Origin of the sequence: Sporofaciens musculi, from assembly GCF_009830285.1 — a bacterium.
GTDB classification, from domain to species: domain Bacteria; phylum Bacillota; class Clostridia; order Lachnospirales; family Lachnospiraceae; genus Sporofaciens; species Sporofaciens musculi.
Genome location: NZ_WUQX01000001.1, coordinates 2,421,414 through 2,443,349 on the forward strand (window position 1 = coordinate 2,421,414; position 21,936 = coordinate 2,443,349).

23 protein-coding genes are annotated in these 21,936 nt (G+C 44.6%); all 23 read right to left on the reverse strand.

The window, feature by feature from the left end; translation table 11 throughout:
* Nucleotide 1: 1 nt before the first annotated feature.
* Nucleotides 2–589, reverse strand: a complete 588-nt coding sequence (gene yqeK, locus GN277_RS12045) for a bis(5'-nucleosyl)-tetraphosphatase (symmetrical) YqeK (protein ID WP_159751265.1) — start codon at nt 587–589, stop codon at nt 2–4.
* The gene (gene nadD, locus GN277_RS12050; protein ID WP_159751266.1) at nt 586–1,206 is read right to left on the reverse strand and encodes a nicotinate-nucleotide adenylyltransferase; all 621 of its coding nucleotides are present in this window, start codon (nt 1,204–1,206) and stop codon (nt 586–588) included. Before nadD ends, yqeK begins: the two co-directional genes overlap by 4 nt.
* 35 nt (nt 1,207–1,241) lie before the next feature.
* Nucleotides 1,242–1,541 carry a ribosome assembly RNA-binding protein YhbY gene (yhbY, locus tag GN277_RS12055; RefSeq protein ID WP_159751267.1) on the reverse strand — a complete coding sequence of 100 codons (300 nt, stop codon included), beginning with the start codon at nt 1,539–1,541 and terminating at the stop codon, nt 1,242–1,244.
* Nucleotides 1,542–1,604: 63 nt separating this feature from the next.
* Nucleotides 1,605–2,888, reverse strand: a complete 1,284-nt coding sequence (gene obgE / locus GN277_RS12060; protein WP_159751268.1) for a GTPase ObgE — start codon at nt 2,886–2,888, stop codon at nt 1,605–1,607.
* A gap of 112 nt (nt 2,889–3,000) precedes the next feature.
* Nucleotides 3,001–3,282: a 50S ribosomal protein L27 gene (gene rpmA, locus GN277_RS12065; RefSeq protein ID WP_159751269.1), complete on the reverse strand. Its 282-nt coding sequence runs from the start codon at nt 3,280–3,282 to the stop codon at nt 3,001–3,003.
* Nucleotides 3,283–3,287: 5 nt separating this feature from the next.
* Nucleotides 3,288–3,623: a ribosomal-processing cysteine protease Prp gene (locus GN277_RS12070; protein WP_159751270.1), complete on the reverse strand. Its 336-nt coding sequence runs from the start codon at nt 3,621–3,623 to the stop codon at nt 3,288–3,290.
* Between the two features lie 15 nt (nt 3,624–3,638).
* Nucleotides 3,639–3,947 carry a 50S ribosomal protein L21 gene (gene rplU, locus GN277_RS12075; RefSeq protein WP_159751271.1) on the reverse strand — a complete coding sequence of 103 codons (309 nt, stop codon included), beginning with the start codon at nt 3,945–3,947 and terminating at the stop codon, nt 3,639–3,641.
* Between the two features lie 132 nt (nt 3,948–4,079).
* Nucleotides 4,080–4,871 carry an amidohydrolase family protein gene (locus GN277_RS12080; RefSeq protein WP_159751272.1) on the reverse strand — a complete coding sequence of 264 codons (792 nt, stop codon included), beginning with the start codon at nt 4,869–4,871 and terminating at the stop codon, nt 4,080–4,082.
* Nucleotides 4,861–5,286 (reverse strand): CBS domain-containing protein, encoded by a 426-nt coding sequence (locus tag GN277_RS12085; RefSeq protein ID WP_159751273.1) that lies wholly within the window; start codon nt 5,284–5,286, stop codon nt 4,861–4,863. The genes GN277_RS12080 and GN277_RS12085 overlap by 11 nt, the downstream gene beginning before the upstream one ends.
* Nucleotides 5,287–5,301: 15 nt before the next feature.
* On the reverse strand, nt 5,302–6,633 hold the full coding sequence (locus tag GN277_RS12090; RefSeq protein WP_159751274.1) for an aspartate kinase: 1,332 nt from the start codon (nt 6,631–6,633) through the stop codon (nt 5,302–5,304).
* Between the two features lie 64 nt (nt 6,634–6,697).
* Nucleotides 6,698–7,282 carry an HAD family hydrolase gene (locus tag GN277_RS12095; RefSeq protein ID WP_159751275.1) on the reverse strand — a complete coding sequence of 195 codons (585 nt, stop codon included), beginning with the start codon at nt 7,280–7,282 and terminating at the stop codon, nt 6,698–6,700.
* A gap of 12 nt (nt 7,283–7,294) precedes the next feature.
* Nucleotides 7,295–7,777: a Cys-tRNA(Pro) deacylase gene (gene ybaK / locus GN277_RS12100; protein WP_159751276.1), complete on the reverse strand. Its 483-nt coding sequence runs from the start codon at nt 7,775–7,777 to the stop codon at nt 7,295–7,297.
* 18 nt (nt 7,778–7,795) lie between these two features.
* Nucleotides 7,796–8,509, reverse strand: coding sequence for a TIGR03936 family radical SAM-associated protein (locus GN277_RS12105; protein WP_159751277.1), 714 nt, complete (start codon nt 8,507–8,509; stop codon nt 7,796–7,798).
* Nucleotides 8,493–10,358, reverse strand: a complete 1,866-nt coding sequence (locus tag GN277_RS12110) for a TIGR03960 family B12-binding radical SAM protein (RefSeq protein ID WP_159751278.1) — start codon at nt 10,356–10,358, stop codon at nt 8,493–8,495. Before GN277_RS12110 ends, GN277_RS12105 begins: the two co-directional genes overlap by 17 nt.
* Before the next feature lie 26 nt (nt 10,359–10,384).
* Nucleotides 10,385–12,076, reverse strand: coding sequence for an AAA family ATPase (locus GN277_RS12115; RefSeq protein WP_159756694.1), 1,692 nt, complete (start codon nt 12,074–12,076; stop codon nt 10,385–10,387).
* A 175-nt stretch (nt 12,077–12,251) separates the two neighbouring features.
* A complete protein-coding gene (locus GN277_RS12120; RefSeq protein ID WP_159751279.1) occupies nt 12,252–12,767 on the reverse strand; it encodes a hypothetical protein in 516 nt (171 codons plus the stop codon).
* 34 nt (nt 12,768–12,801) lie between these two features.
* The gene (locus GN277_RS12125; protein WP_159751280.1) at nt 12,802–13,869 is read right to left on the reverse strand and encodes an SGNH/GDSL hydrolase family protein; all 1,068 of its coding nucleotides are present in this window, start codon (nt 13,867–13,869) and stop codon (nt 12,802–12,804) included.
* A 101-nt stretch (nt 13,870–13,970) separates the two neighbouring features.
* Nucleotides 13,971–15,566 (reverse strand): MBOAT family O-acyltransferase, encoded by a 1,596-nt coding sequence (locus GN277_RS12130; RefSeq protein WP_159751281.1) that lies wholly within the window; start codon nt 15,564–15,566, stop codon nt 13,971–13,973.
* Nucleotides 15,567–15,574: 8 nt separating this feature from the next.
* A complete protein-coding gene (locus GN277_RS12135; protein WP_159751282.1) occupies nt 15,575–15,802 on the reverse strand; it encodes an acyl carrier protein in 228 nt (75 codons plus the stop codon).
* A 39-nt stretch (nt 15,803–15,841) separates the two neighbouring features.
* Nucleotides 15,842–17,356, reverse strand: coding sequence for an amino acid adenylation domain-containing protein (locus GN277_RS12140; protein ID WP_159751283.1), 1,515 nt, complete (start codon nt 17,354–17,356; stop codon nt 15,842–15,844).
* Nucleotides 17,357–17,388: 32 nt separating this feature from the next.
* Nucleotides 17,389–18,102, reverse strand: a complete 714-nt coding sequence (cuyB, locus tag GN277_RS12145; protein WP_159751284.1) for a cysteate racemase — start codon at nt 18,100–18,102, stop codon at nt 17,389–17,391.
* Between the two features lie 35 nt (nt 18,103–18,137).
* Complete coding sequence (locus tag GN277_RS12150; RefSeq protein ID WP_159751285.1) at nt 18,138–19,910, reverse strand: transglutaminase domain-containing protein; 1,773 nt, start codon at nt 19,908–19,910, stop codon at nt 18,138–18,140.
* Nucleotides 19,911–20,194: 284 nt separating this feature from the next.
* Nucleotides 20,195–21,733, reverse strand: a complete 1,539-nt coding sequence (gene asnB, locus GN277_RS12155; RefSeq protein WP_159751286.1) for an asparagine synthase (glutamine-hydrolyzing) — start codon at nt 21,731–21,733, stop codon at nt 20,195–20,197.
* Nucleotides 21,734–21,936: the final 203 nt, after the last annotated feature.

Consider the following 21,936-nt stretch of genomic DNA (forward strand, 5'->3'; position numbering starts at 1 on the left):
ACTACACCTCCTCTCCTTCTCTTTTGCTTTTATAATAAAGATATGTTTTCTTTGTCATGGGGTCAACAGGTTCATTCTTACTGTTCAGATACTCTAAGGAATCCTCAAGAATCCGATACAGACAAGCATCAATATCGGTAAATGCAAGCTTCCGTACCTCTGCCATATTAGGAAGCTCCTTTCGTCCAGGCTCCATATAATCTGCAATATAGATAATCTTATCCAAAAGGGACATATTGGGACAGCCGGTGGTATGGCTGGCAATGGCATTCATAATCTCCTTGTCCTTCACATGATACTTTTTAGCGGCAAGAAACGCGCCAAGCTTTGCATGGAGAAGGCTGGGATTACTCCTTTCAATCTCCGACACGCTTAAGTGATATTTCTTACACAGCTTAATCTTGGTATCTCCGGCCAGACATTTTGCACAGTCATGGAGAAGTCCGGCCAGCAAGGCCTTCTCAATATCCTCATCATAGCGCATGGCCAGGGCCGCCGCCGTGTACATGACTCCAAGGGTATGCTCATACCGCTCCTTATCAAGCTCTGTCATTAGTCTCCGTCGAATCTTAGTAATCTTATGGTTCATATGCCATTCTCTCCTACATATAGATTCTTCCTTAAAATATAAGCGTTGACAGCCTCTGGAACATATTTGGCAATACTTCTTCCCTCCCTGACATCCTTCCTCAGCTCGTGGGAGGATATTCGCACCAGAGGCGTCACCAGCAGCCGAATCCGAGCGCCATAAATCTCGTTCAGCTTGCGAATCTTTTCTTCCATCTCCTGCCTGGTGTTAATCTCATCCCTGTAAGCCGCCAGCACAGTACACGTGGGGAAAATCCTCTCTGGATGCACCCACTGGTCAATCATAAACAGTGAATCTGCTCCTATAATAAAATAAAAATCATCTTCAGGGTAGATTCCCTTGAAATACTCCATTGTACTATAAGAATAGGATACTTCCCTTCGTTTGGCCTCATAGGGCTCCAGACGGAACTCTTTGCAGGAGGATATGGCAAGCCTTACCATCTCCACTCTGTCCTGCACATCCGTTTCAATGGAGGAAATGTCTTTATGAGGCGGATTCCCATTGGGCATATACCACACTTTATCAAGGCCGAATGCTTCCAGGGCAGCCCTCCCAAGCATCAAATGCCCGTTGTGTATGGGATCAAAGGTTCCGCCCATAATTCCAATCTTCATAGTCTATCCAACTCCATTCCAAAATTCACCATTATTTAATTCTGTCTCGGAAGTTCTATCTTGCGGTTCTTATCTTTCCCTTCCCGATATAGGACAATCTTTTTACCGATGACCTGCACCACGTCCGAGTGTGTACGCTCTGCAATCATATTGGCCAATTCCCGCGGGTCGTCGGCACAATTCTTAAGCACACTGATCTTAATAAGCTCACGCGCTGTCAGAGCCTCCTCAATGGCTTTGGTAAGCTCTGGCGTCATACTGTTCTTTCCGATCTGAAAAATAGGCTCCATAGTCATTGCAAGACCCTTTAGATAGGCTCTCTGCTTTGTCGTCATTTCTTATCTCCTTTTTATTGTAATCCATTTGCCTGCAAATTGCAAAGAAAATAAACAGGGCGCTTACTTATAGTAATCGAACTGCAGTCCGTACATACGCACCGTGTCCCCCTCCTTTATACCGGCTTTTTCAAGCTCGTCAAGAATCCCAGTATTTTTTAAGAATTTCTGGAAGAAGGCGAACCCTTTTTCCGAATCCAGATTCGTATAACCCAGCATCTTCTCAATCTTGGGCCCCTCCACAACGTAGACGCCATCTTCTATTTCAACCGTATAAGGAAGGTTTTCATAGATTAACTCCTCCTCCGGAAAATACTCCTGCTCAAATACCACAGGTGTGGAATCCATTCCCTGAAGCTCCTTTGATACGGCATACAAAAGTTTGCTAAGCCCTTCTCCCGTCACGCCTGAAATGGGGTAAACCTTAACACCTTTTGGCTCAAATTCTGCCTTTAAGCGGGCAATGGGATCCTCTCCCTCCTGATAGACTGCGTCAATCTTATTAGCTGCTATAATCTGAGGTCTTTTGGCAATCTCAGGATTATATGCTTCTAGCTCGGCATTAATCTTGTAAATATCCTCCACAGGGTCTCTTCCCTCTGTACCTGCGGCATCCACCACATGGATCATCAGCTTCGTACGCTCAATATGGCGCAAAAACTCATGGCCCAGTCCCACACCCTCCGAGGCGCCTTCAATCAGCCCAGGAATATCCGCAATGACGAAGCCCTGGCTGTCCTCAAGGTCCACAACCCCCAGATTGGGATTCAGTGTAGTGAAATGGTAGTTGGCAATCTTCGGCTGTGCATTGGTAACACGAGAAAGCAGGGTAGACTTGCCCACATTGGGAAAACCTACCAGTCCCACGTCTGCGATTACCTTAAGCTCCAGAGTAACCCAAAGCTCACGGGAGGGCTGTCCTGGCTGTGCATATTTGGGAACCTGCATGGTGGAGGTAGCGTAATGCTGATTACCAAGGCCGCCTCTTCCGCCTTTTAAGATAATCTGACGACGGTTTTTGCCGGACATATCCGCAATCACTTTGCCAGACTCCGCCTCCTTTACAACAGTCCCTTCAGGTACCTTTAAGACGATATCCTCTGCATCCCCGCCGTGGCAGCGTCTCTTGCCTCCCGGCTGACCGTCCTTTGCGGCAAATTTCCTTCTGTGGCGGTAGTCCTGCAGAGTATTAAGACCTTCATCCACCTCAAATATCACGTCGCCGCCGCGCCCGCCGTCGCCGCCGTCCGGCCCGCCGTTGGGAACATATAATTCCCTCCTAAAGCTGACGTGACCGTCGCCGCCTTTTCCCGACCGTATTAAGATTTTCGCCCTGTCTGCAAACATAAATGTTCCCCTTTCCTAACATAAATGGCTGAATCATAGAGGTTGAAAAAAGAGTGTTGCCATCTAACTGATAACAGTTATTCCGCAACACTCTCCTAACAATCACAATTGCTTAAGCTACCGGATAGATAGAAACCTGCTTCTTATCTCTTCCTTTTCTTTCAAATCTTACAACGCCGTCAACAAGTGCAAATAATGTATCATCACCGCCGCGTCCAACATTAACGCCCGGATGAATCTTCGTTCCACGCTGTCTGTAAAGGATGTTCCCTGCTTTCACAAACTGTCCGTCTGCTCTCTTGGCGCCCAGTCTCTTAGACTCAGAATCTCTGCCGTTCTTTGTAGAACCTACACCTTTCTTGTGAGCGAAAAACTGAAGGTTTAATTGCATCATAATCGTCACACCTCCTCGAATGTTAAATCAATATATTCTGCATAGTTGTCATCATCCGCCATATTTACCAGACCAAGAATCATGGTATTCAACAACAGACCAGCATCCGCAGAAGGATATCCGTTTACAAGATAATATGCGATCAAGCCCACCTCATCGTTATTAATTACAGAACATGGATCCTTCGCATATCGTTCTATTGCATTTATCGTGTTAATCACCAGCATAGAAGCCGCCGCACACACAACATCAGAACCCTTCTCACTGTATCCTGCATGTCCTTCCGTTCGGAATCCGACACACTCGCTATTCTCATTCTGGTAAATGGTTACATGAATCATGGATGTTCTCCAATATTAAGCATGAATTTTTTCGATCTTTACTGCAGTATACTGCTGTCTGTGACCGTTCTTTTTGTGGTATCCTGTTTTTCTCTTATACTTGTAGACAATGACTTTTCTGGCTTTTCCATTCTCTACTACGGAAGCCTCTACGGTTGCCCCTGCTACAGTCGGATTTCCAATCTTTAATCCATTGTCACTGACTGCAAGCACCTGGTCAAATGTATAAGTCTCTCCGGCTTCCACACCAAGTTTTTCTACTTTAATGATATCGCCTTCGGCTACTTTGTACTGTTTACCACCTGTTGCTATGATCGCGTACATATGGCACCTCCTATTATCATTACTCGCCAACTGCGGTGTCTCTTACACAGAGAACTTTTAAACCTCGTTGTGCGGCATACTGGTAAAGTATAACATACATTTTTACATAATTCAAGCTATAATCCAATAAAATTATATTTCCAACAGACGACATGCGTTTTGGGAGAATATCATCTCCTTCTCCTCCGGCTTAAGAGGCATATCTGACAATAGCTTTATATATTGTTTCTGTCCCTTCCACGGTGAATCTGTGGCAAAGAGAATCTTATCCACTCCATGGCTTCGGACGATGCGAACGAACTGGTCCCTGTCAATAAGGTGAAGAACCACCCCTGTATCAAAAAACACGTCAAGGCCCACAAGCTCCTGCTCTACCTCATCCCAGAGCAGATTTCCGCCTAAATGGGCAAGAACCAGCTTTTGGGGCTGTACCTCCTGAATTACCTCGCGGGCCATCTTTGGCGTACAATGGACGTCTTCTGGACATTTGGGGTCTATGCCTGCGTGGACGCTGATAATGAGTCCCAGCTCTGACGCATAATCAATCAGCCTCTTATAGCGGATATCGTTGAAATACATATCCTGATAATCCGGATGCAGCTTAATCCCCTTCATTCCAAGAGATTTTACATGCCGCAGAATCTCCTTATAATTCTCACATGCCGGATGGATTCCTCCAAAAGAAAGAATGGGGCCCTCCTGGTACTGAGCCGCAAAACGGTTGATGGATTCTGCCTGGGAAACCTTTGTGGCGACGGGCAGAGCCACGCACAAATCAACACCCGACTCCTTAGCGGAGTTTAAAAGCCCTGAATATGTAGCGTCTGTATAAGGCTTTACCCCACAACAGACGCCCACAAGGAAATCAAGCGTGCTTTTCGCAATCTTATCTGGAAATATATGTGTATGAAAATCAATGATCATGGCTTTCTTCGCATCCTTTCATCCTGTTGTAGCAGTATTCGATAATATCCCGTCGGGTAATGATTCCAATAAAATGTCCCTGGTCGTCCACAACTGGAACAAAATTCTGCTCCATTGCCCGCCCGATTAAATCCTCCATCTTGGATTTGGCTGTCACGCACTGGTGGTAAAGCCTCCGGTCTACCTTCATCACGCTAATCTCCTCTGTATCCTTAATCGTCAGAAGATTCCAGCGTTTCAGCGACCAGAGCAAATCCCCCTCTGTGATAGAGCCAATGTATCTTCCATCTTTACTCAGAATGGGCACAGAGGAATATTTGTGATACTCCATAATCTCCAAAGCCTGGCGGACCGTGTGATAATCATAAATATAAGCCAGCTCGCTCTTTGGCTTTAAGAAAAACAAAATATTCATGAGCAGCTCCTTCCCTTATATCATCGTATTGACAAATATATCATAAATGGCATTAATTGCGTCTTTAAAATCATGGTTGCGGACGCCAATAATAATGTTCAACTCACTTGAACCCTGGTCAATCATCTTTACATTGACGTTGGCATGGGCAAGAGCAGAAAAAATCCTTCCAGACGTTCCACGGGTGGCCTTCATTCCTCTTCCCACGACGGCAATTAAGGCAAGGTCAGATTCCAGCTCAAGAAAATCCGGCTCTACACTTCTGTGGATTCCGGCAATGACCTTCTGCTCCTTTTCTTCAAATTCATCCTGATGGACAAAAATGGTCATGGTGTCAATTCCTGAGGGCATATGCTCAATGGAAATCTCGTTTTCCTCAAATACCTCCAGCACCTTCTTGCAGAAGCCCACCTCCGCGTTCATCATGGCTTTCTCTACCGTAATCGAAGCAAAATCCTTCTTTCCAGCAATGCCTGTGATGACGAACCTTGGCTTTCGACAGGTGCCCTCCACGATTAACGTCCCCTTATCCTCCGGTGAGTTGGTATTGCGGATATTAATAGGAATCCCTTCCTTGCGCACAGGGAAAATAGCGTCCTCATGGAGAACAGTGGCCCCCATATAGGAAAGCTCTCTAAGCTCACGGTAGGTAATCACGTCGATGGCCTTAGGATTTTTAACCACGCTTGGGTCTGCCACCAGAAAGCCCGATACATCCGTCCAGTTCTCATACATGTCCGCATGTACCGCCTTTGCAACGATAGAGCCTGTAATATCCGAGCCTCCCCTGGAAAATGTCTTCACCTTCCCGCCAGGCATTGACCCATAGAAGCCGGGAATCACAGCCTTGGGGGTGTCTGATAGACGCTTTGACAAAACATCGTTTGTCCGTTCGTCGTCAAAATTCCCCTCCTCGTCGAAACAAATCACTTCTGCGGCATCCACGAACGCGAAGCCCAGATACTCTGCCATCAAGATACCGTTCAAATATTCTCCTCTGGAGGCGGCATAGTCTCTGCCCGCCTTCTGACTGAACTTCGTACGGATGGTCTTAAATTCATCACTCAGGTCAATGGAAAGTCCAAGTCCTGCTATAATTTCGTCATAACGTGCCCGAATTGCAGACAACTGCTCCTCAAATTCTTCCTCATACTCATCGTCCATTGTAGCGAGGTTATAGCACCTGTAAAGCATATCCGTTACCTTTGTATCTCCTGGCGTACGCTTTCCGGGGGCAGAGGGAATCACATATCTGCGGGCTTCATCCTTGTTGATAATTCTTGCTGCCTTCTTAAACTGCTCTGCGCTTGCCAGTGAACTTCCACCGAATTTTACGACCTTATTCATCTTCTTATGTAATCCTCCAAACTACATTTTTGTATCTGCTTTTTCAGACTCTCTCTATCTTACATCATTTTCCCATCATCTGCAATGGAATATCTTGACGAAATACAATCCCCTTCATCCCAAGTCTTACGGCAGCCTCCACATTCTCCGGTCGGTCGTCGTAAAATATTGCGTCTTTGGGACAGATGGAATAACGGTCCAGCAAAATTTTGTAAATCCTCTCATCTGGTTTGATGCACTTGACTTCATAGGAAAAGATCCCGCCGTCAAAGGTGTCAAGGAAGCTTAGCTTGTCCCTTGTTCTTTCATAAAGCTCTCTTGAATAGTTTGAAAGATAGTATAGCTTGTATCCAAGGCTCCGGAAATAGGCAATCCACTCCTCTGTGTAAGACAAAGGTACAATAGTGCCTTCAAATCCGCCGATTACCTTCCGAATCTCTTGTTCTAAATCCGGCGCATTCTCAATAAATAGCTTAAGCCATTCCTCCATGGAAATGCGTCCGATGTCGCCCTCAAGCCAGTCCTCGTTGTCAAAAACAGCATTTCCTATTCTTTCGTAAATTTCTTCCGGATACTGGAAGGTTCGCAGGTAACTTTTCCAGTCATAGCCTGCCAATACATTTCCCACGTCAAATATTACTGTATTCATAAGTATTCCTTTCTAAATGTGGATTACATCTGCATATTGGGCGTTCGCAGCTCTCCTAAGGTCGTCTGGGCTTAACTTTAACTGCATTCCAAGTTTGCCGCCGCTTACATGGATATATTCAAGGCCGCAGGCCGCCTCATGGATTACGGTTGGGTACTGCTTCTTCATACCGATTGCCGTGCAGCCGCCCCGCACATAGCCTGTTACTTGGGTCAGAGATTTTAAATGCAAAAGCTCTAAGGATTTTTCCCCCACCACCCTTGCGGCTTTCTTGAAATCAATCTCCTCCTCGATTGGGATGACGAATACATAGTGCTGGCCTGATTTCCCTGTGGTTACCAGGGTCTTATAGACCAGGGCATGGTCATAGCCTAACTGGTCGGCAACCTGTATGCCGTCGGTAAAGTCTTCACACTCGTATTCCTCATATTCATAGGGAATCTTCTGGCGATCTAAGATTCGCATGGCATTGGTTTTGACTTCTTTTTTGCTCATAACAATATACTCCTATGTTTATGATAGCTTTAGTTCATCCAAAGGTACAAAAGCCCCTTTGGGCCCTCTCGCATACACGTCTATACGGTGGTAATGAAAAGGAACACTCTCTGGATTTTCGCCTATAAACTTCACAAAAGACTCCATTACAAGGTCTGGTTTGAGATTCTGCTCGCTTCCTGCCGCCAGAAACAGATGAATTCCTTCTTCTTTAAATTCCATCTGGTAGATCATGGGTTTTATGTCAACCTCCATCTCGCTACGCTTAGTTTTTTTTAGGACTACTATACTCTCCTGCCCCATAAACTCCTCAAGCTTTGTTTTCCAGGAGGATGGAAATGCTCTCGTAATATCTGCTGACTTGGCGGATTCCAAAAGCGTTACCCCATAGCGTGCGCCTGCAACAATGGTCATACCGCTGCTCTTTTTGTCGTCTGGGATTCTGACAAAGCTTATGACCTCCATACCCTCTACCATCACCTCATTCAGCCGTCTGACCGCTTCGGCAAGCTCAATGTCTTCTTTTAACTCAATATCCAGATATTCCCCGTCACTGGTGACTCCTACTCCCAAAGGCTGTGCAAAGGACATAATCATATGGGGGCTGTAACCGCCCGTGAACGCAATGGGAATATCTGCCCGCCGCATGGCCTTCTGGAAGAACCGCATCACGTCCAGATGGCCAATAAACCGCATGACACCATATTTGCGAAACTTAATTCTTGCTTTCAACACAGACACCTCCTTTATACTTCATGACTCCGCAGCCAGAGCATTTCACCCGACAGTTGGGCGTCACCTCGCCTTTTTTGGCATGCTGCCATTCCTGATATAGAAATTCCTTGGTTACGCCGATATCGATGAAATCCCAGGGGAAGATTTCGTCTGCGTCCCTCTCCCTGAGATTGTAGAAGCCAATCTCTATTCCAGTATTTTCAAAGGCCTTCATCCATTTCTCATTGTCAAAGTTTTCTGTCCAGGAATCATAGAGACATCCCAGGCGGTAGGCTTCCCTGATTACCTTAGAAAGCTTCCGGTCACCTCTGGCAAAAACGCCCTCTAACACCGTCACCTCTGCGTCGTGCCAGTGGTATTTCAGACTTTTACGGTTTAACTGCTCGTTAAATTCATGCTTCACAATGGCTGCTCTGGCGATATATTCGTCGTTGTTGTACATTCTCGCCCATTGGAAGGGCGTAAATGGCTTCGGGATAAAGAAGGAGGTACTGGTGGTAATCTGGCACTTTCCATTGCGCCTATCCTTGGGAAGCTCATAGTACCTTCTGGCAATCTTATCTGCAAGGCGGGGAATCTCCTTCATGTCCTCCTTTGTCTCGGTGGGAAGCCCCAGCATGAAGTAAAGCTTCACCTTATTCCAGCCACCCTCGAAAGCCTGTCCTGCCCCATCTAGGATCATCTCCTCGGTCAGTCCTTTGTTTATGACATCCCGCATCCGCTGAGAGCCTGCTTCTGGAGCAAATGTAAGGCTGCTCTTTCTGATATCCTGTACCTTGCCCATCACATCCAGGGAAAAGGCGTCGATTCTAAGGGATGGAAGGCTGATATTGATGCCGTTCCCTTTGAACTCCTCAATCAGAAATGTTACCAGCTCTTTTAGCTGGCTGTAATCGCTTGAGCTTAGAGAGCTTAAGGAAATCTCCTCATGACCAGTGTTCTTAAGCATCTGATAAGCATATTGCTTTAACATTTCCACATTCCTCTCCCGTGTGGGACGGTAAATCATTCCTGCCTGACAAAAGCGGCATCCCCTGATGCATCCTCTCTGAATCTCTAATACGACGCGGTCCTGGGTGATCTTAATAAAGGGAACTACAGGGGCCTTGGGGTAATAGGTATCCGTAAGATTTTTCACCATCTGTTTCTGGATGGTGGTTTTTGCGTGGGGATTTACAGGCAAAAAGGAGGCGATGGTTCCGTCTTCTTTGTAGCTTACTTCATAGAACCCTGGTACGTAGATTCCTTTAAGCTTTGCCGCTTTTTCCAAAAACTCCTTCCTGGAGCCGCCATTTTTTCGGTTTTCTTTGTAGGCATCCAACAGTTGGTCATAAACCGTCTCTCCGTCTCCAATATAGAACAGGTCGAAGAATTCTGCCAGAGGCTCTGGATTATAGGTGCAGGGACCTCCGCCGATTACGATGGGGTCAGTCTCCCCGCGGTCACAGGCAGATAAGGGGATACCGCTTAAGTCCAGGATTTGGAGAATGTTAGTGTAGCACATCTCGTACTGAATAGTGATTCCAAGGAAATCAAATTCTTTTATAGGTTTCTGGGATTCCAGGGCAAATAAGGGGATGTGCTCCTCTCTCATAATCTTGTCAAGGTCTACCCAAGGGGAGTAGACACGCTGGCACCAGACGTCGTCCCGACGGTTGAACATGTCGTAGAGAATCTGGATGCCTAAGTGGGACATACCGATTTCGTATACGTCGGGAAAACACATGGCGAAGCGGATGTCCACTTTTTCAGGGTCTTTCATGACGCTGTTTACTTCATTCCCGATGTAACGGGCAGGTTTTTCGATTTTAAGTAATATTTCATCATTTAAGGCTAGTTTTCTCATAGGTTTCCTTTCAGTTTATATTTTCATTATTTTTCTGCGAGCATAACCCTGCACCGCTTTTTATAACATGCAATCCCATATTTGAGGATATTCTCTACCCCGTCGTCTTTAAGGTCATCTTCATATCTGGTATACTCGATCTGCTTTAATGCTTCTTTGCAAGCAGCGTCCAAATCTCCGTCGTGTGCATATTTCACTTCTATGATGATCCCCATATCTCCGGTATCCGGTTCCGCAAGGATATCGGCATAGCCTTCGCCCATTTCCCTGTTGGAAGAAATTCCCCATCGGTTCTTCACACCTAAAATTCCAAGCAGAACGCCATGGTAAAAGTTTTCTTTCATGTTTGTTCTTACAGCTGTATCCCGGATACTGATAGTTCTTCTTAAATATTCCGTGAATATTTTCTCTACATTTTCCACATCCTTATTTCGCAGGGCATCACAGAAACGGTTCAGCGTATCGCCGTCTTCCTGGACATTCTCTTTAAAAAACTCCATGATCTGCGTCACATAAATATCCCGGATCTCCAGATTGGGAATTGCCAACTTCATCTGCCTTCCCTCTGCTTTCCCCCGCTGGGTCAGATAGCCAGTGGTAAAGAGCAGGCTCCAGATATTGTCTATCGTCTGGTAAACCTCTGGATATGTTAGCTCCTGATGAATCTCCTTTGTAATAACCTCACCTGCTACCAGGCTTTCAATCTCCCGTTTAGTCGTATAATTGGCTGATTCCTGAATAAACCGCTTTACTGCGTCATTGCTGCTGGTATTGATCCAGTAATTCTCCGGCTGTGCTTCTTCATCATCCAATAATGAATCACAATAATTTAATACATCCCATGGACAATATACATCTACATTGCCGAAATGGTATCCATTATACCACTTCTTTGCCACATCATAGCTATTCGGATATCCATAATACCCTAATAGCGTCTTTACTTCCGTATCCGTAAATCCAAAATACTCATCAAACCGTACATCTGTAACAGAACGTATCTTCAAATTATTTAGCCCGGTAAAAATACTCTCCTTTGAAATCCGAAGACAGCCCGTCAATACTGCAAGTTTCAGACTGGCGTTTGTTTTGAGTGCCTCTCCCAGAAGGCTTCGGATCAGGGAGATCATCTGATCGTAGTATCCGTTGGCATGGGCTTTTGCCAACGGAACATCATATTCATCAATCAACAGGATAACTTTTGTATTATGATGCTTTTCCAACATTTCTGACAATATTCTCAGGCTGTCACAAAATGTAGATTCGTCCATATTGCTGTTCAAAAGGCTCTGATATTCCAGTTTATCACTCTCACTTAACGCATCACTCTCCAAAAGATACTGCGCTTTTGATGCTGCCCGCCTCACAGACCGGGCTCCCATCCGAAATGCCCTTTCAAAATTAAGCGCATCCATCCCTTTAAGGGAAATGGATACAACCGGATATTTACCCATATATTCTTCACAAAGCGAAGTCTCTTTTGAAATTTCCAGTCCATCAAAAATACTCTTATCTCCATCCAATGAGAAAAAGTGTTCTAGCATGCTCATATTCAACGATTTCCCAAATCTTCTGGGACGAGTGAATAGATTCACCGCTCCCCAGTTATGAAGTAATTCCACAATAAGCCCTGTTTTATCTATATAGTAAAAATCTTCTTTCCTGATTTCTTCAAAATTTTCAATCCCAATCGGAAGCTTTTTCTTTCGCATTTCCATCTCTTTCCACGCTCCTTCCATTCTTTTCGGATATGTATTTCTCTTTAGGTCTGTTTCTATTATATATTACATTTGGCAAATCAGCAAAACATTTATTTGATATTTCACAGAACACAGGAAAAAACAGCACCTAAGCCATTTGGCCTAGATGCTGCAAAACTTAAACATATTGTTTTTATTCTTCCACTACCGCGCTAATCTCAACAGAAGAAACACTGTCGCCATTAAGGCCAATGGTCAGCTCTGTATCTCCGCTTTCATAGACCAGCTTTGACGCGGATTCCTCTGATGCGTCCCCGTAGGCTTCTGTCACCGCATCCTTTGTACTTCCAATGCTGATGCCCTTGTCTGTGGAAACCGTGTCATCCATGAATACAACGGACAATACATAGTCCTTATCGCCCTCTGGATAGGTGTTAAGCTTAAACCCAGGATAAGTATAAACCTTGTCAAGCCCCTCAAAAGCACAGCTTTCAGACTCGAAATATTCGTCCGCGTCTCCAAGGGCTTCTACAACCTTTGAGGCGTCTTTTCCCATCTCAATCTTTGTGGAGCCGCTGGTGAAGGAATATCCTCCGCCAGACGAGCTTCCTCCTGATGAAGCCCCTTTGTCATCAGAACCGCCGCAGGCGGTCAGGCCAAGCGCCATCACTAAAGCTGCCATTGTCATAATTCTCTTTCTGTTTTTCATTACTTTTCCTCCATAAAAATATATTTTTAGTATATCAAAAACTTCTGATTTCACCGTATTCTGCAAGCTCCTGACGTTGAGCAGCTTCCATTTCCTCATAAAAACGAATCTTTTTCGCATAGGCGCTCTGGTAATCTGGGTCATATCTGTAATCTATCAGTTCATAATTTTCTTTCAGATATTTGCCAAAATAGCTGGAAAGCTTCTCTGCGCCGGCAAGATTCATGTGAAGTCCCGCATCATAGGTGTCTGTGTTGTAATCAATCCCTACAGTCTTTGCCAGCTTCTCATAGTTAAAGTAATTCAGCCCATGTTGTTCTGCATATGCAACAATCTGTTCATCCCATTCGTCATACCAATGGGGAAACAGGCTAGGAGATTTGACCAGAACCAGTGCGATTCCCTTATCCTCACACAGTTTGCGCATCTTATCCAAATACCCCATGGCATAGCTGCCCAAGGTGTAGTCCGCCAATATATCCGGTTCAGGGAATCCTTCAGCCGGCCGTACGTCCACCCGCATATAATAACCGTTGTGGGAAATCTTATCCTTGCAAAACAGATACCGAAAATCCTCCGCCGACAGTTCAGACCAACGGGAATGATATCTTAGGATTGGAAATATGTAATCCAGCATGTTCTCACGGTCTGTCATGGATGCTTCGATGGCATCAAGCTTCGTCTTAGATAATTTCATTCCATCAATGGTCATACGGTTATAGGCCTCACTCTGAGGCTCGTCATATTTTAAAGCCAGTACGTTGAATACAACCACTTTTGGGGTTTCATAGCGGAGGGTATCCTCCAGCATATAGTAAGACTGCCACGCCAACTGCTGAGCAGAGCCTCGAATATAACTGCTGATTCCATACTCTTGATACAAGGTGATGGGAGAAAAATTCTCGTACACCTCACAGTCACCCACAAAGAGCACTTGATGGTCTGTGGTTTCTTCATAATACTCGGCTGTCAATGCGCCTTCTACGATGTCTGACATATATTTGGGCATCAAAAGCCTTTGCAGGAAGAATAACGTAATGAATAAGGCTGCAAGAAATAAGGCAATCTTGGGAAACCATATTTGGAAATGTTTGGTTTTCATTTGGCTTTCCTCCTAATTACAATGAGAGCCCCCTCGCCTTTGGCTCGGCGGCAGGTCGTCAGAAAGCATGAAAAAAATGCTTTGCATTTTGGCTTTCTGACTCAAAATTGATTATAGATAAATTGGCTTTGGTCGAAGCCGATTCCGTAGGCGCCGAATATGATGACTGCCAGTACCATTACAAAAAATACAGCATATCGGCAGATTTCGGGGGCTGCAAATATCAAGTCCCGCACACTTCCCTTTCTCTCCTGTATCAGACTGACTGTAACAATCAAAATCAGACAGATGAACAGCAAAAGATAATCCGCCACAGTAAGCCCAAGGCCCAGAAATGCTTCCGCATTCAAATCCTGTAACCGGAAATGGGTGAACATATTTCCAAACATACGGAATGTAAGGGGTACGTCGCGATAACAATCGAACATTCGCAGACTGCTCATCAAAAAAATTGTCCGCAGAATCTCAAAAGCGCCATACCACTTTTTCTCTTTTACATTGAATTTACCATGAAATTTCATATAAAGAGGCTCTAACTCCTGGGATACCATAATCACCACAAAGTTCATCAATCCCCAGACAATAAAATTCCAACTTGCTCCATGCCAGATTCCTGTCGTAAACCATACAGCAAAGGAAGATAGATACACAGGTACCCGTTTTCCAATTACGTCGCCAAACTTTGCCCTGGAAAATTTGGAAATCTTAAGCATCGGTTTACACACGGAAATAGGATAGAAAATATAATCCGTGAACCAGGTTCCCATGGTAATATGCCATCTCTTCCAGTACTCCTTAATATTTTTAGAAAGGTAGGGACGTTGGAAGTTCTCTGTCACAGTAATTCCCAGAGTCTCGGCTATACCAATCGTGATGTCAATACCTCCCGTAAAGTCAGCATACAACTCTAGGGCATAAAACATCATGCCCACAAACACAAATCCCCCCTGGTAGGTATCCGGATTCTGGATAATCTCATTCACGGCAGTCAAAATGCGGTCTGCAACTACTGCCTTCTTAAAAAATCCCCACAGAATTCGGTAAAGTCCATAGGATATGGTCTTTGTGTCAAAATCATGCCGCTCATAGAGAGAGTTGGAAAGGTCGTTGTATCTGCTGATTGGCCCCTGTACCAACTGCGGGAAGAAGGACACAAACAAGGCAAGTTTAAACAGGTTCTTCTGTGCAGGGCACGTGCCACGGTATACGTCAATAATATAGCCCATGGTCTGGAAGGTATAAAAAGAAATTCCCATAGGCAGAACCAGGTCAATGAACGAAATCTGACCGCCATTTCCAAGAGCATGCAAGATTCCATTAAAATTGGCAATCATAAAATTCGTATACTTTAATACTGCCAAAATCCCCAGGTTAAAGAACAGACAAAGCAACAGCCATCTCCACTGTTTTTTCTTTACAGAGGCTTTATACGCCTTCTTTTCCTCCCTGCTAAGGGTTTCTTTGTGGGATTTTATGTAAGCGTCCTGGGTTTCCTTCAACGCGTCAAGCCTTAGGCTTACCACATAAGTGGAAACTGTGGTAACGCCTATAAAAATTAAATAGGAGGGACTTGCAATATAGTAAAACGTATAGCTTGCAGCAAGCAAAAAAGGCCATTGACACCTTTTAGGAATCAGGTAGTACAGCAAAAATACGACTGTAATAAATCCAATAAAACTGTAAGATGTAAACAGCATGGCAGCTTCTACTCGTCTTCCAGACGAAGAATCAGCTCATACAATGCCTCTGCTGAATTAAAATTGTCAGGTATAATCTCCTCTGCTGGGATGACCACGTCATACTCATCATTGATTTCAGAAATAATGGTAACAATGTCGAAGGAATCGATGATTCTGTCGTCTACCAGCGTTTTGCAGGATTTAAAGTCTACCTCAGGGTGCAGATTTGTCAAGATTTCTAATAAAGCTTCCATATAGGTTTTCTCCTTACTTTTTTATTTTTAAAATAAAGCTTACTGCTTATTCAGCATTTGTCTTAAGGTTACACGGTCAATCTTTCCATTGGCCGTCAGTGGCATGGTTTTCAGTGTATGAATGTAATTGGGCAGCATGTATCTTGGCAGCGTTTTCTTAAGATTTACCACCAAATCCTTTGACTCCATGTCCCCTGTATAGAAAAGGGTAATCTTCTCCTTTTCTTTATCATAGATACAGCAGGCGCTGTGAATCCCCTCCACCAAATTCACATGGGCCTCAATCTCACCAAGCTCGATTCGGTGTCCCATATGCTTAATCTGATAATCCTTCCTGGACAAAAACAGCAATTCTCCATATTCGTTGAGCCTGCCAATGTCTCCTGTGCGGTAAATCAGTTCATGATAACAATGATTCAAGGGATTCTGGACAAAGACCTCATTGGTCCGCTCCTCATCCTTATAGTAGCCAAAGGTTAAGGCTGTCCCTCGGATGCATATTTCGCCAGGCTCTCCCTTTGGCGGAATCTTGTTATTCTCGTCAAGAAGAAGGATTTCCGTATTCTTAAAGGGACGGCCAATGGGAATTGCCTCCCCTTCCTTAAACTCTCGGTTGACCTCATAGTAACAGCTCATTCCAGTTGCCTCTGTAGGCCCGTAAAGGTTGATGAAACGAGCCTCTGGCAGAGCTTCCCTCCAAAGATGGAACTGCTTAATTGGGAATACCTCGCTTCCGAAAGCAATGGTATGCAGATACTTTGGCCTTATCTTGTCAAATGTCTTCATAGACGAAATCATGGTCAGCGCCGACACAACCCAGCAGACCGTGTTAATCTTATATTCATTCAGAAATTCCACCAACTTGACCGGAAACATGAACAGCGACTTGGGAGTCAGGTAGGTGGTTGCTCCGCATTTTAAACTAGAAAACAACTCCTTTAAGCAGGCGTCAAAGTATAAGGGCGTCTGGTTCGCCAAAACAGAATCCTTTGTAATCCCCAATACTTCTGTGAGATTTTCCACATAATCAATAACGGAACGGTGGCATGCCACGACTCCTTTCGGGATGCCTGTGGAGCCTGATGTAAACACAATGTAGATGGGGTCCGTATCAATGGAACGCTCACGGACATCCAACAGCAGCCCGTCATCGGCCTTATTACTGACAATCTCATCATAGAGCAGAACCTCGCCGTCAAAATCCTTAAAATCCTTTACCTGCTCTCTGGTGGCTTCGTCACAGATGACTGCCCTTGGCTTTAAGTTCTGAAAAATTAAGGAAATGCGAAAGGCAGGCATGTCCTCGTCAATAGGTACATAGAAGCTGCTGCTGTACACAACTCCCCAAAACGCAGCAATCATATGGGGATGCTTCTTCATATAGATGACCACAGGCTCCCGCTGGTACCCCTTCTTAATGAGGCAGGTTCCAATCTTTCGGGAAGCCTGGGAAACCTCCTGAAAGGTCATGCCCATAGACTCATTGGCAAAAGCGGTCTTATCTGGAAATCTCTGAACCGTGTCTTCCAGATATTCTAAAATATTTCTCTGCATATTACTTACCCCTGTTTCTATTATTCCTTCCTTTATGTAATCAAATGTTCATATTCCTTCTTTAATCTGCCCTGACACCGCAGAATCGATCTCTGTGCCAGAAGCTCCATCGTATCCAGATACCCTGAACCAATGGGAAAATCTCTCTTAATCAGGGAAAGCTCTGTACACCCAAGAATAATTACCTGTGCGCCCTGTTCCCTCAGGTGTTGGGATACTCTTTGGAATTTGTCCAAATCCACCGGTTTTCCGGCCTTTACCTCCTGATAGATTAACTCCATCACCATTTTCTGATCATCCTTCGTCGGCACAAAGGTTTTAATTCCTATTTCCTCTAACTGGCTCTGAAAAATACCGCTGTGAATGGTTCCGTCCGTTGCCATAATGCCAGCGCTTTTTATATGATTTTCTCGAAGCTCTATGCCAGTCTCCTGTATGGCATGGATGATGGGAACCGGTACATTTTCGGACAACTCTTTGTGAAAATAGTGTGCCGTAATACAGGGAATACTGATGCAGGTTACCTCCTGGTCCGCCAGCTTTCGCCCAATCTGAATCATGTCCCAGACCGGATTCTTGGGACTGTTTCCAAGAATATATGAGGTTCTGTCCGCAATCTCTGGAGAATGATAAATAATCATGGCAAGATGCTCCTGATCCTTTGTAGCATCTGTCATCTGAATAATCAACTCCATAAAGTATGCGGTTGCAATGGGACCCAAGCCTCCGATTACGCCTAAAGTCATATCTGTTTTCCTCCAATAAAAATTCTGGTTAGGGCTTACTCAACTGTGGAAGCCTCAGTCGGCGTAGGCGGATACAGGCTCTGGTCAAAAATGTGACTGTTGCCATGGTTCTTGGAATACTTTAGAATCTCAGCATCCGTCTTCATAAAGAAATCATCTCCTCCACCGTAGCGGGGCGTAGTATCAAAATGGTACCATCCGTCGCCGCAATCAATCAAACTCCAGAAATGGCTGGACTCACTGACGTCACTTTTCACCACATCCAGATTAGGGATTTTGGCTTGGGTCAATAATGCTTTTGCTGTGGAGAAGAATACAAAACAGTCGCCGGATCTCTCTGTAAATCCCTGATGGGCGCCATTGGTCCAGCTATCCTTTTCGGAAGTGTTCACATACCCAATCTCCGTCCTCGTCCAGTTATAGATCGCCCTTGCTTTTTCCTTTAAGGTCATATCTTTTGTGGTAATCTCCTTAAGTATCTCGTCTGCTTCCTCCAAGGCTTCTTCTGGTGTAATATAATTCTCTGGCTTACTCTTTATGGTAATCGTCGTGGACGCCTCTGCTTCATTTCCAGCACCGTCAACTGCCAAATAAAATACATCATAGGTCCCCTCTGTCTTAGTATCAACCTGACTGTTATCCACAGTTACCTCTATATTTTTTGTACAGTTATCTGTAACTGTAATGGCCGACTTATAAGAAATGGGCTCGCCGATAAAACCAATCAAAGGCGCCACACCGTCGATCACAGGGGCCTCTTTATCTACAATAACCTGAACCTTTGCTTCAACCTCAGCGGTATTGCCGCCCTCGTCTGTCAAAACAACGCTGACGGATACGGTTCCCTCTTTTGAAAAATCTGGCTTCTTTTTGAACGAACATTTTACATCTGTTGCATCCTTGATATTTGTCACCAGTTCTCTGGGCTCAAGCTCACCACCAACATTAATCATACCATCGACCGCCTCGGCTTTTGGGGCTACGGTATCCTGAATAATAAGACGGGACTTCTTTTCCTTTTTCTTCACTTTTAATACAATCTTCTGCTCGCCCACATGGTCCAGACTGATTTTGGAGATGTCAGTCACAAACTCGGCTTTTGCATTCTTTTTCCTTAAAAAATCCTTGATATCCAGCTCGGTTCCGGCTTCTACTGTAACCTTTCGACGGATGGGACCTTGGAAAAATATCAGGCGGACTGTAAATATTACAGCAGCCAAAATAAGCAGCATACCTCCTACCAGAATTGCACGAATAATCTTAAGGCGTCTTATTCTCCTGCGGCGCTTCTCCTCGCGGATCCGCCTGCGCTGGCGTGATTGACGCTCTCTCAAATGATTCTGCTGGTCATTTTGGAAGACAGACTTTTGAAAACTGTACTTCGTCTCATCCTGGTGGCCGGACTCCTGTTGCTCCTGGGACTCTTGGGGCTCCTGAAAATCATAATCCTGATAGCCGTATTCCTGGGAAGCTTGAGAATCCTGGTATTCATAGTCCTGATAGCCGTATTCCTGGGAAGCTTGGGGCTCCTGGTATTCATAGTCCTGATAGCCATACTCTTGGGAAGCTTGGGAATCCTGATATTCATAATCCTGATAACCATATTCCTGGGAATCCTGGTATTCATAATCCTGATAACCATATTCCTGGGAATCCTGGTATTCATAATCCTGATAGCCGTAATCCTGCTCATCAAAATATTCATCTGTAGTATAACTTGATTCTATATCATTGTTGCTGTATTCTTGGTAAGATATGTCGGAATCATATTCTCTACCATTACGGTATCTGCCCCTATACCTACTCATTGCCCTCATACCTTTTTTCTGCCGTTAAAAAACAGTAACACATGCTACTGTTAAATATATTATAAATTACCATTTTTCGACATTTATAGATATATTTTACTATGGTAAAATATATTTGTCAAACGAAAACACTTTATATATTAATTAAATATTAATAATATACAAAATATTGCGTACAGCAATCGATCCTGTCATAAATATTTTAAGGAAATAAACTGTTCAAAAAAATAAGGAAAAAGAGTCCTGTATGCCCTCTTTTTCCTTGCTCTCTTTTCTGCGCCCTTCTAACGTTTCACAAAATACTCTTCGTACCACACCAGAAATGCATAGATGGTCCACACCTTTCTCCAGTTGTCAGAGTTTCCGCCCACATACTCGTCAAAAATAGCGTTAATCTCGTCCACATGGAAGAACTTTTCTGCTATCTCGCTGTGAAACTTCGCCCTTACATCCTGGTTATACCTGTCGTCCGCCATCCAGATACGAATGGGCACGATAAAACCAAGCTTCTTACGGAATGCAATCTCCTCTGGCAGTACCTTTGCAGCGGCAGTACGAAACGCAACTTTATTCTGTTCGCTGTCTACCTTGTACTTTGACGGCATTCTTGACGCAATATCGAAGATTCTTCTATCCGTCAAAGGCATCCTGATTTCCAGCCCTGCGGCCATACTCATCTTGTCCACATTCAGATAAATATCCCCCTCAAGCCATAACTGAATATCTACATCCGACATCTTGGTAAGGGGGTCCAGTCCTTCGGTCTCCTCATAGATATGCTCAACTAAGTGAATCGGGAGCACATCCTCAGAATAATTCTTAAGGATTTTTTTCTTCTCATCCTCCTTCATGATATTGGTATTGCCCACATAGAAGTTCTTAAGATTTTCTCCATAACGCTCTGCATTGCGGTACATATTGTATCCACCGAAGAACTCATCCGAGCCCTCTCCTGAATAACAGATCTCCGTATGCTCTGCCGCAGCCTTGCAGGCAAGGGCAAACACCACAGAAGATGCATCCCCAAGAGGCTGCTCCATATGGTACATCACATAGGAAACCGTATCAAAGTATTCCTCTGGCGTGATACAGCGCCTTCTGTTCTCACGTCCAAGAATACGGGCCGTCTCTGCCGCAAGATGGGACTCGTCAAAGCGCTCCTCGTCATAGCCGCAGGAATCCGTCATCTTAATGTCAGACATGGCAAGCACATAGGAGGAATCTACGCCGCCGGAAAGAAAGGATTCCGCCTGTTCTTTTTCGGTCTTCACCTCCGGCAAAATCTTCTGGAGAGTGGTGTGAATCTCATCTGCCCAGTCCTCAAGAGACTTACTCTCATCCGGATGAAACTCTGGTTTCCAGTAACGCTCAATCTTCAATTCCCCATCCTTCCAAATTAGGTAATGTCCGGGAAGCAGTTTTTTCACGCCTTTGAAAAATGTGTCCTCCCCTGCCCCATATGTGAGAGTCAGATAGATCTGGAGCATCTCCTGGTTTAATTCCTTCACAAATCCCGGCTGGTCCATGATCTTTTGGATAGTTGTCCCATAGAGCAGCTTTTCGTCGGCTGTCTGGTAATAGTAGAACGGCTTCGTTCCAAAATGATCACGCAGGCAGAAAAGCTGCTGGCGGTCCACATCCCACAAGGCAAAAGCGAACATCCCATGCAGATGGTCAGCCATGTCATACCCCCACTTTTTATAAGCTTTTGTGAGGATAAGGTGCTCCATATCCTCCCTTGGCAGACCGGGCCAAATCTCAAGCTCCTGGCAGAGCGCCTCCCAATTTCTGATATGTCCTCTGTATTCCTGAACGTTTGTCATATTTGTACCTCTCCTGTCTTAATTGAAATCGTCTGATTCTTATAGTCTTATTCTTACCTTTTGGTTCATTTCCATCCATACCCCTTCAAAATATGCTGCTTTAAAAAAGCTTTAAGGATATTATGTCGAAATATGTCCGTCTATAGTATATCTGCATTTATCAATAAAATCAACCGGACATTTCATAACATTTTGCAGAAATA

What these genes read in the sequence shown, in the direction of transcription:
- yqeK (WP_159751265.1), bottom strand. Translation starts at nt 589, where the DNA reads ATGAACCATAAGATTACTAAGATTCGACGGAGACTAATGACAGAGCTT.
- nadD (WP_159751266.1), bottom strand. Translation starts at nt 1,206, where the DNA reads ATGAAGATTGGAATTATGGGCGGAACCTTTGATCCCATACACAACGGG.
- yhbY (WP_159751267.1), bottom strand. Translation starts at nt 1,541, where the DNA reads ATGACGACAAAGCAGAGAGCCTATCTAAAGGGTCTTGCAATGACTATG.
- obgE (WP_159751268.1), bottom strand. Translation starts at nt 2,888, where the DNA reads ATGTTTGCAGACAGGGCGAAAATCTTAATACGGTCGGGAAAAGGCGGC.
- rpmA (WP_159751269.1), bottom strand. Translation starts at nt 3,282, where the DNA reads ATGATGCAATTAAACCTTCAGTTTTTCGCTCACAAGAAAGGTGTAGGT.
- GN277_RS12070 (WP_159751270.1), bottom strand. Translation starts at nt 3,623, where the DNA reads ATGATTCATGTAACCATTTACCAGAATGAGAATAGCGAGTGTGTCGGA.
- rplU (WP_159751271.1), bottom strand. Translation starts at nt 3,947, where the DNA reads ATGTACGCGATCATAGCAACAGGTGGTAAACAGTACAAAGTAGCCGAA.
- GN277_RS12080 (WP_159751272.1), bottom strand. Translation starts at nt 4,871, where the DNA reads ATGATCATTGATTTTCATACACATATATTTCCAGATAAGATTGCGAAA.
- GN277_RS12085 (WP_159751273.1), bottom strand. Translation starts at nt 5,286, where the DNA reads ATGAATATTTTGTTTTTCTTAAAGCCAAAGAGCGAGCTGGCTTATATT.
- GN277_RS12090 (WP_159751274.1), bottom strand. Translation starts at nt 6,633, where the DNA reads ATGAATAAGGTCGTAAAATTCGGTGGAAGTTCACTGGCAAGCGCAGAG.
- GN277_RS12095 (WP_159751275.1), bottom strand. Translation starts at nt 7,282, where the DNA reads ATGAATACAGTAATATTTGACGTGGGAAATGTATTGGCAGGCTATGAC.
- ybaK (WP_159751276.1), bottom strand. Translation starts at nt 7,777, where the DNA reads ATGAGCAAAAAAGAAGTCAAAACCAATGCCATGCGAATCTTAGATCGC.
- GN277_RS12110 (WP_159751278.1), bottom strand. Translation starts at nt 10,358, where the DNA reads ATGAGAAAACTAGCCTTAAATGATGAAATATTACTTAAAATCGAAAAA.
- GN277_RS12115 (WP_159756694.1), bottom strand. Translation starts at nt 12,076, where the DNA reads ATGGAAATGCGAAAGAAAAAGCTTCCGATTGGGATTGAAAATTTTGAA.
- GN277_RS12120 (WP_159751279.1), bottom strand. Translation starts at nt 12,767, where the DNA reads ATGAAAAACAGAAAGAGAATTATGACAATGGCAGCTTTAGTGATGGCG.
- GN277_RS12125 (WP_159751280.1), bottom strand. Translation starts at nt 13,869, where the DNA reads ATGAAAACCAAACATTTCCAAATATGGTTTCCCAAGATTGCCTTATTT.
- GN277_RS12130 (WP_159751281.1), bottom strand. Translation starts at nt 15,566, where the DNA reads ATGCTGTTTACATCTTACAGTTTTATTGGATTTATTACAGTCGTATTT.
- GN277_RS12135 (WP_159751282.1), bottom strand. Translation starts at nt 15,802, where the DNA reads ATGGAAGCTTTATTAGAAATCTTGACAAATCTGCACCCTGAGGTAGAC.
- GN277_RS12140 (WP_159751283.1), bottom strand. Translation starts at nt 17,356, where the DNA reads ATGCAGAGAAATATTTTAGAATATCTGGAAGACACGGTTCAGAGATTT.
- cuyB (WP_159751284.1), bottom strand. Translation starts at nt 18,102, where the DNA reads ATGACTTTAGGCGTAATCGGAGGCTTGGGTCCCATTGCAACCGCATAC.
- GN277_RS12150 (WP_159751285.1), bottom strand. Translation starts at nt 19,910, where the DNA reads ATGAGTAGGTATAGGGGCAGATACCGTAATGGTAGAGAATATGATTCC.
- asnB (WP_159751286.1), bottom strand. Translation starts at nt 21,733, where the DNA reads ATGACAAACGTTCAGGAATACAGAGGACATATCAGAAATTGGGAGGCG.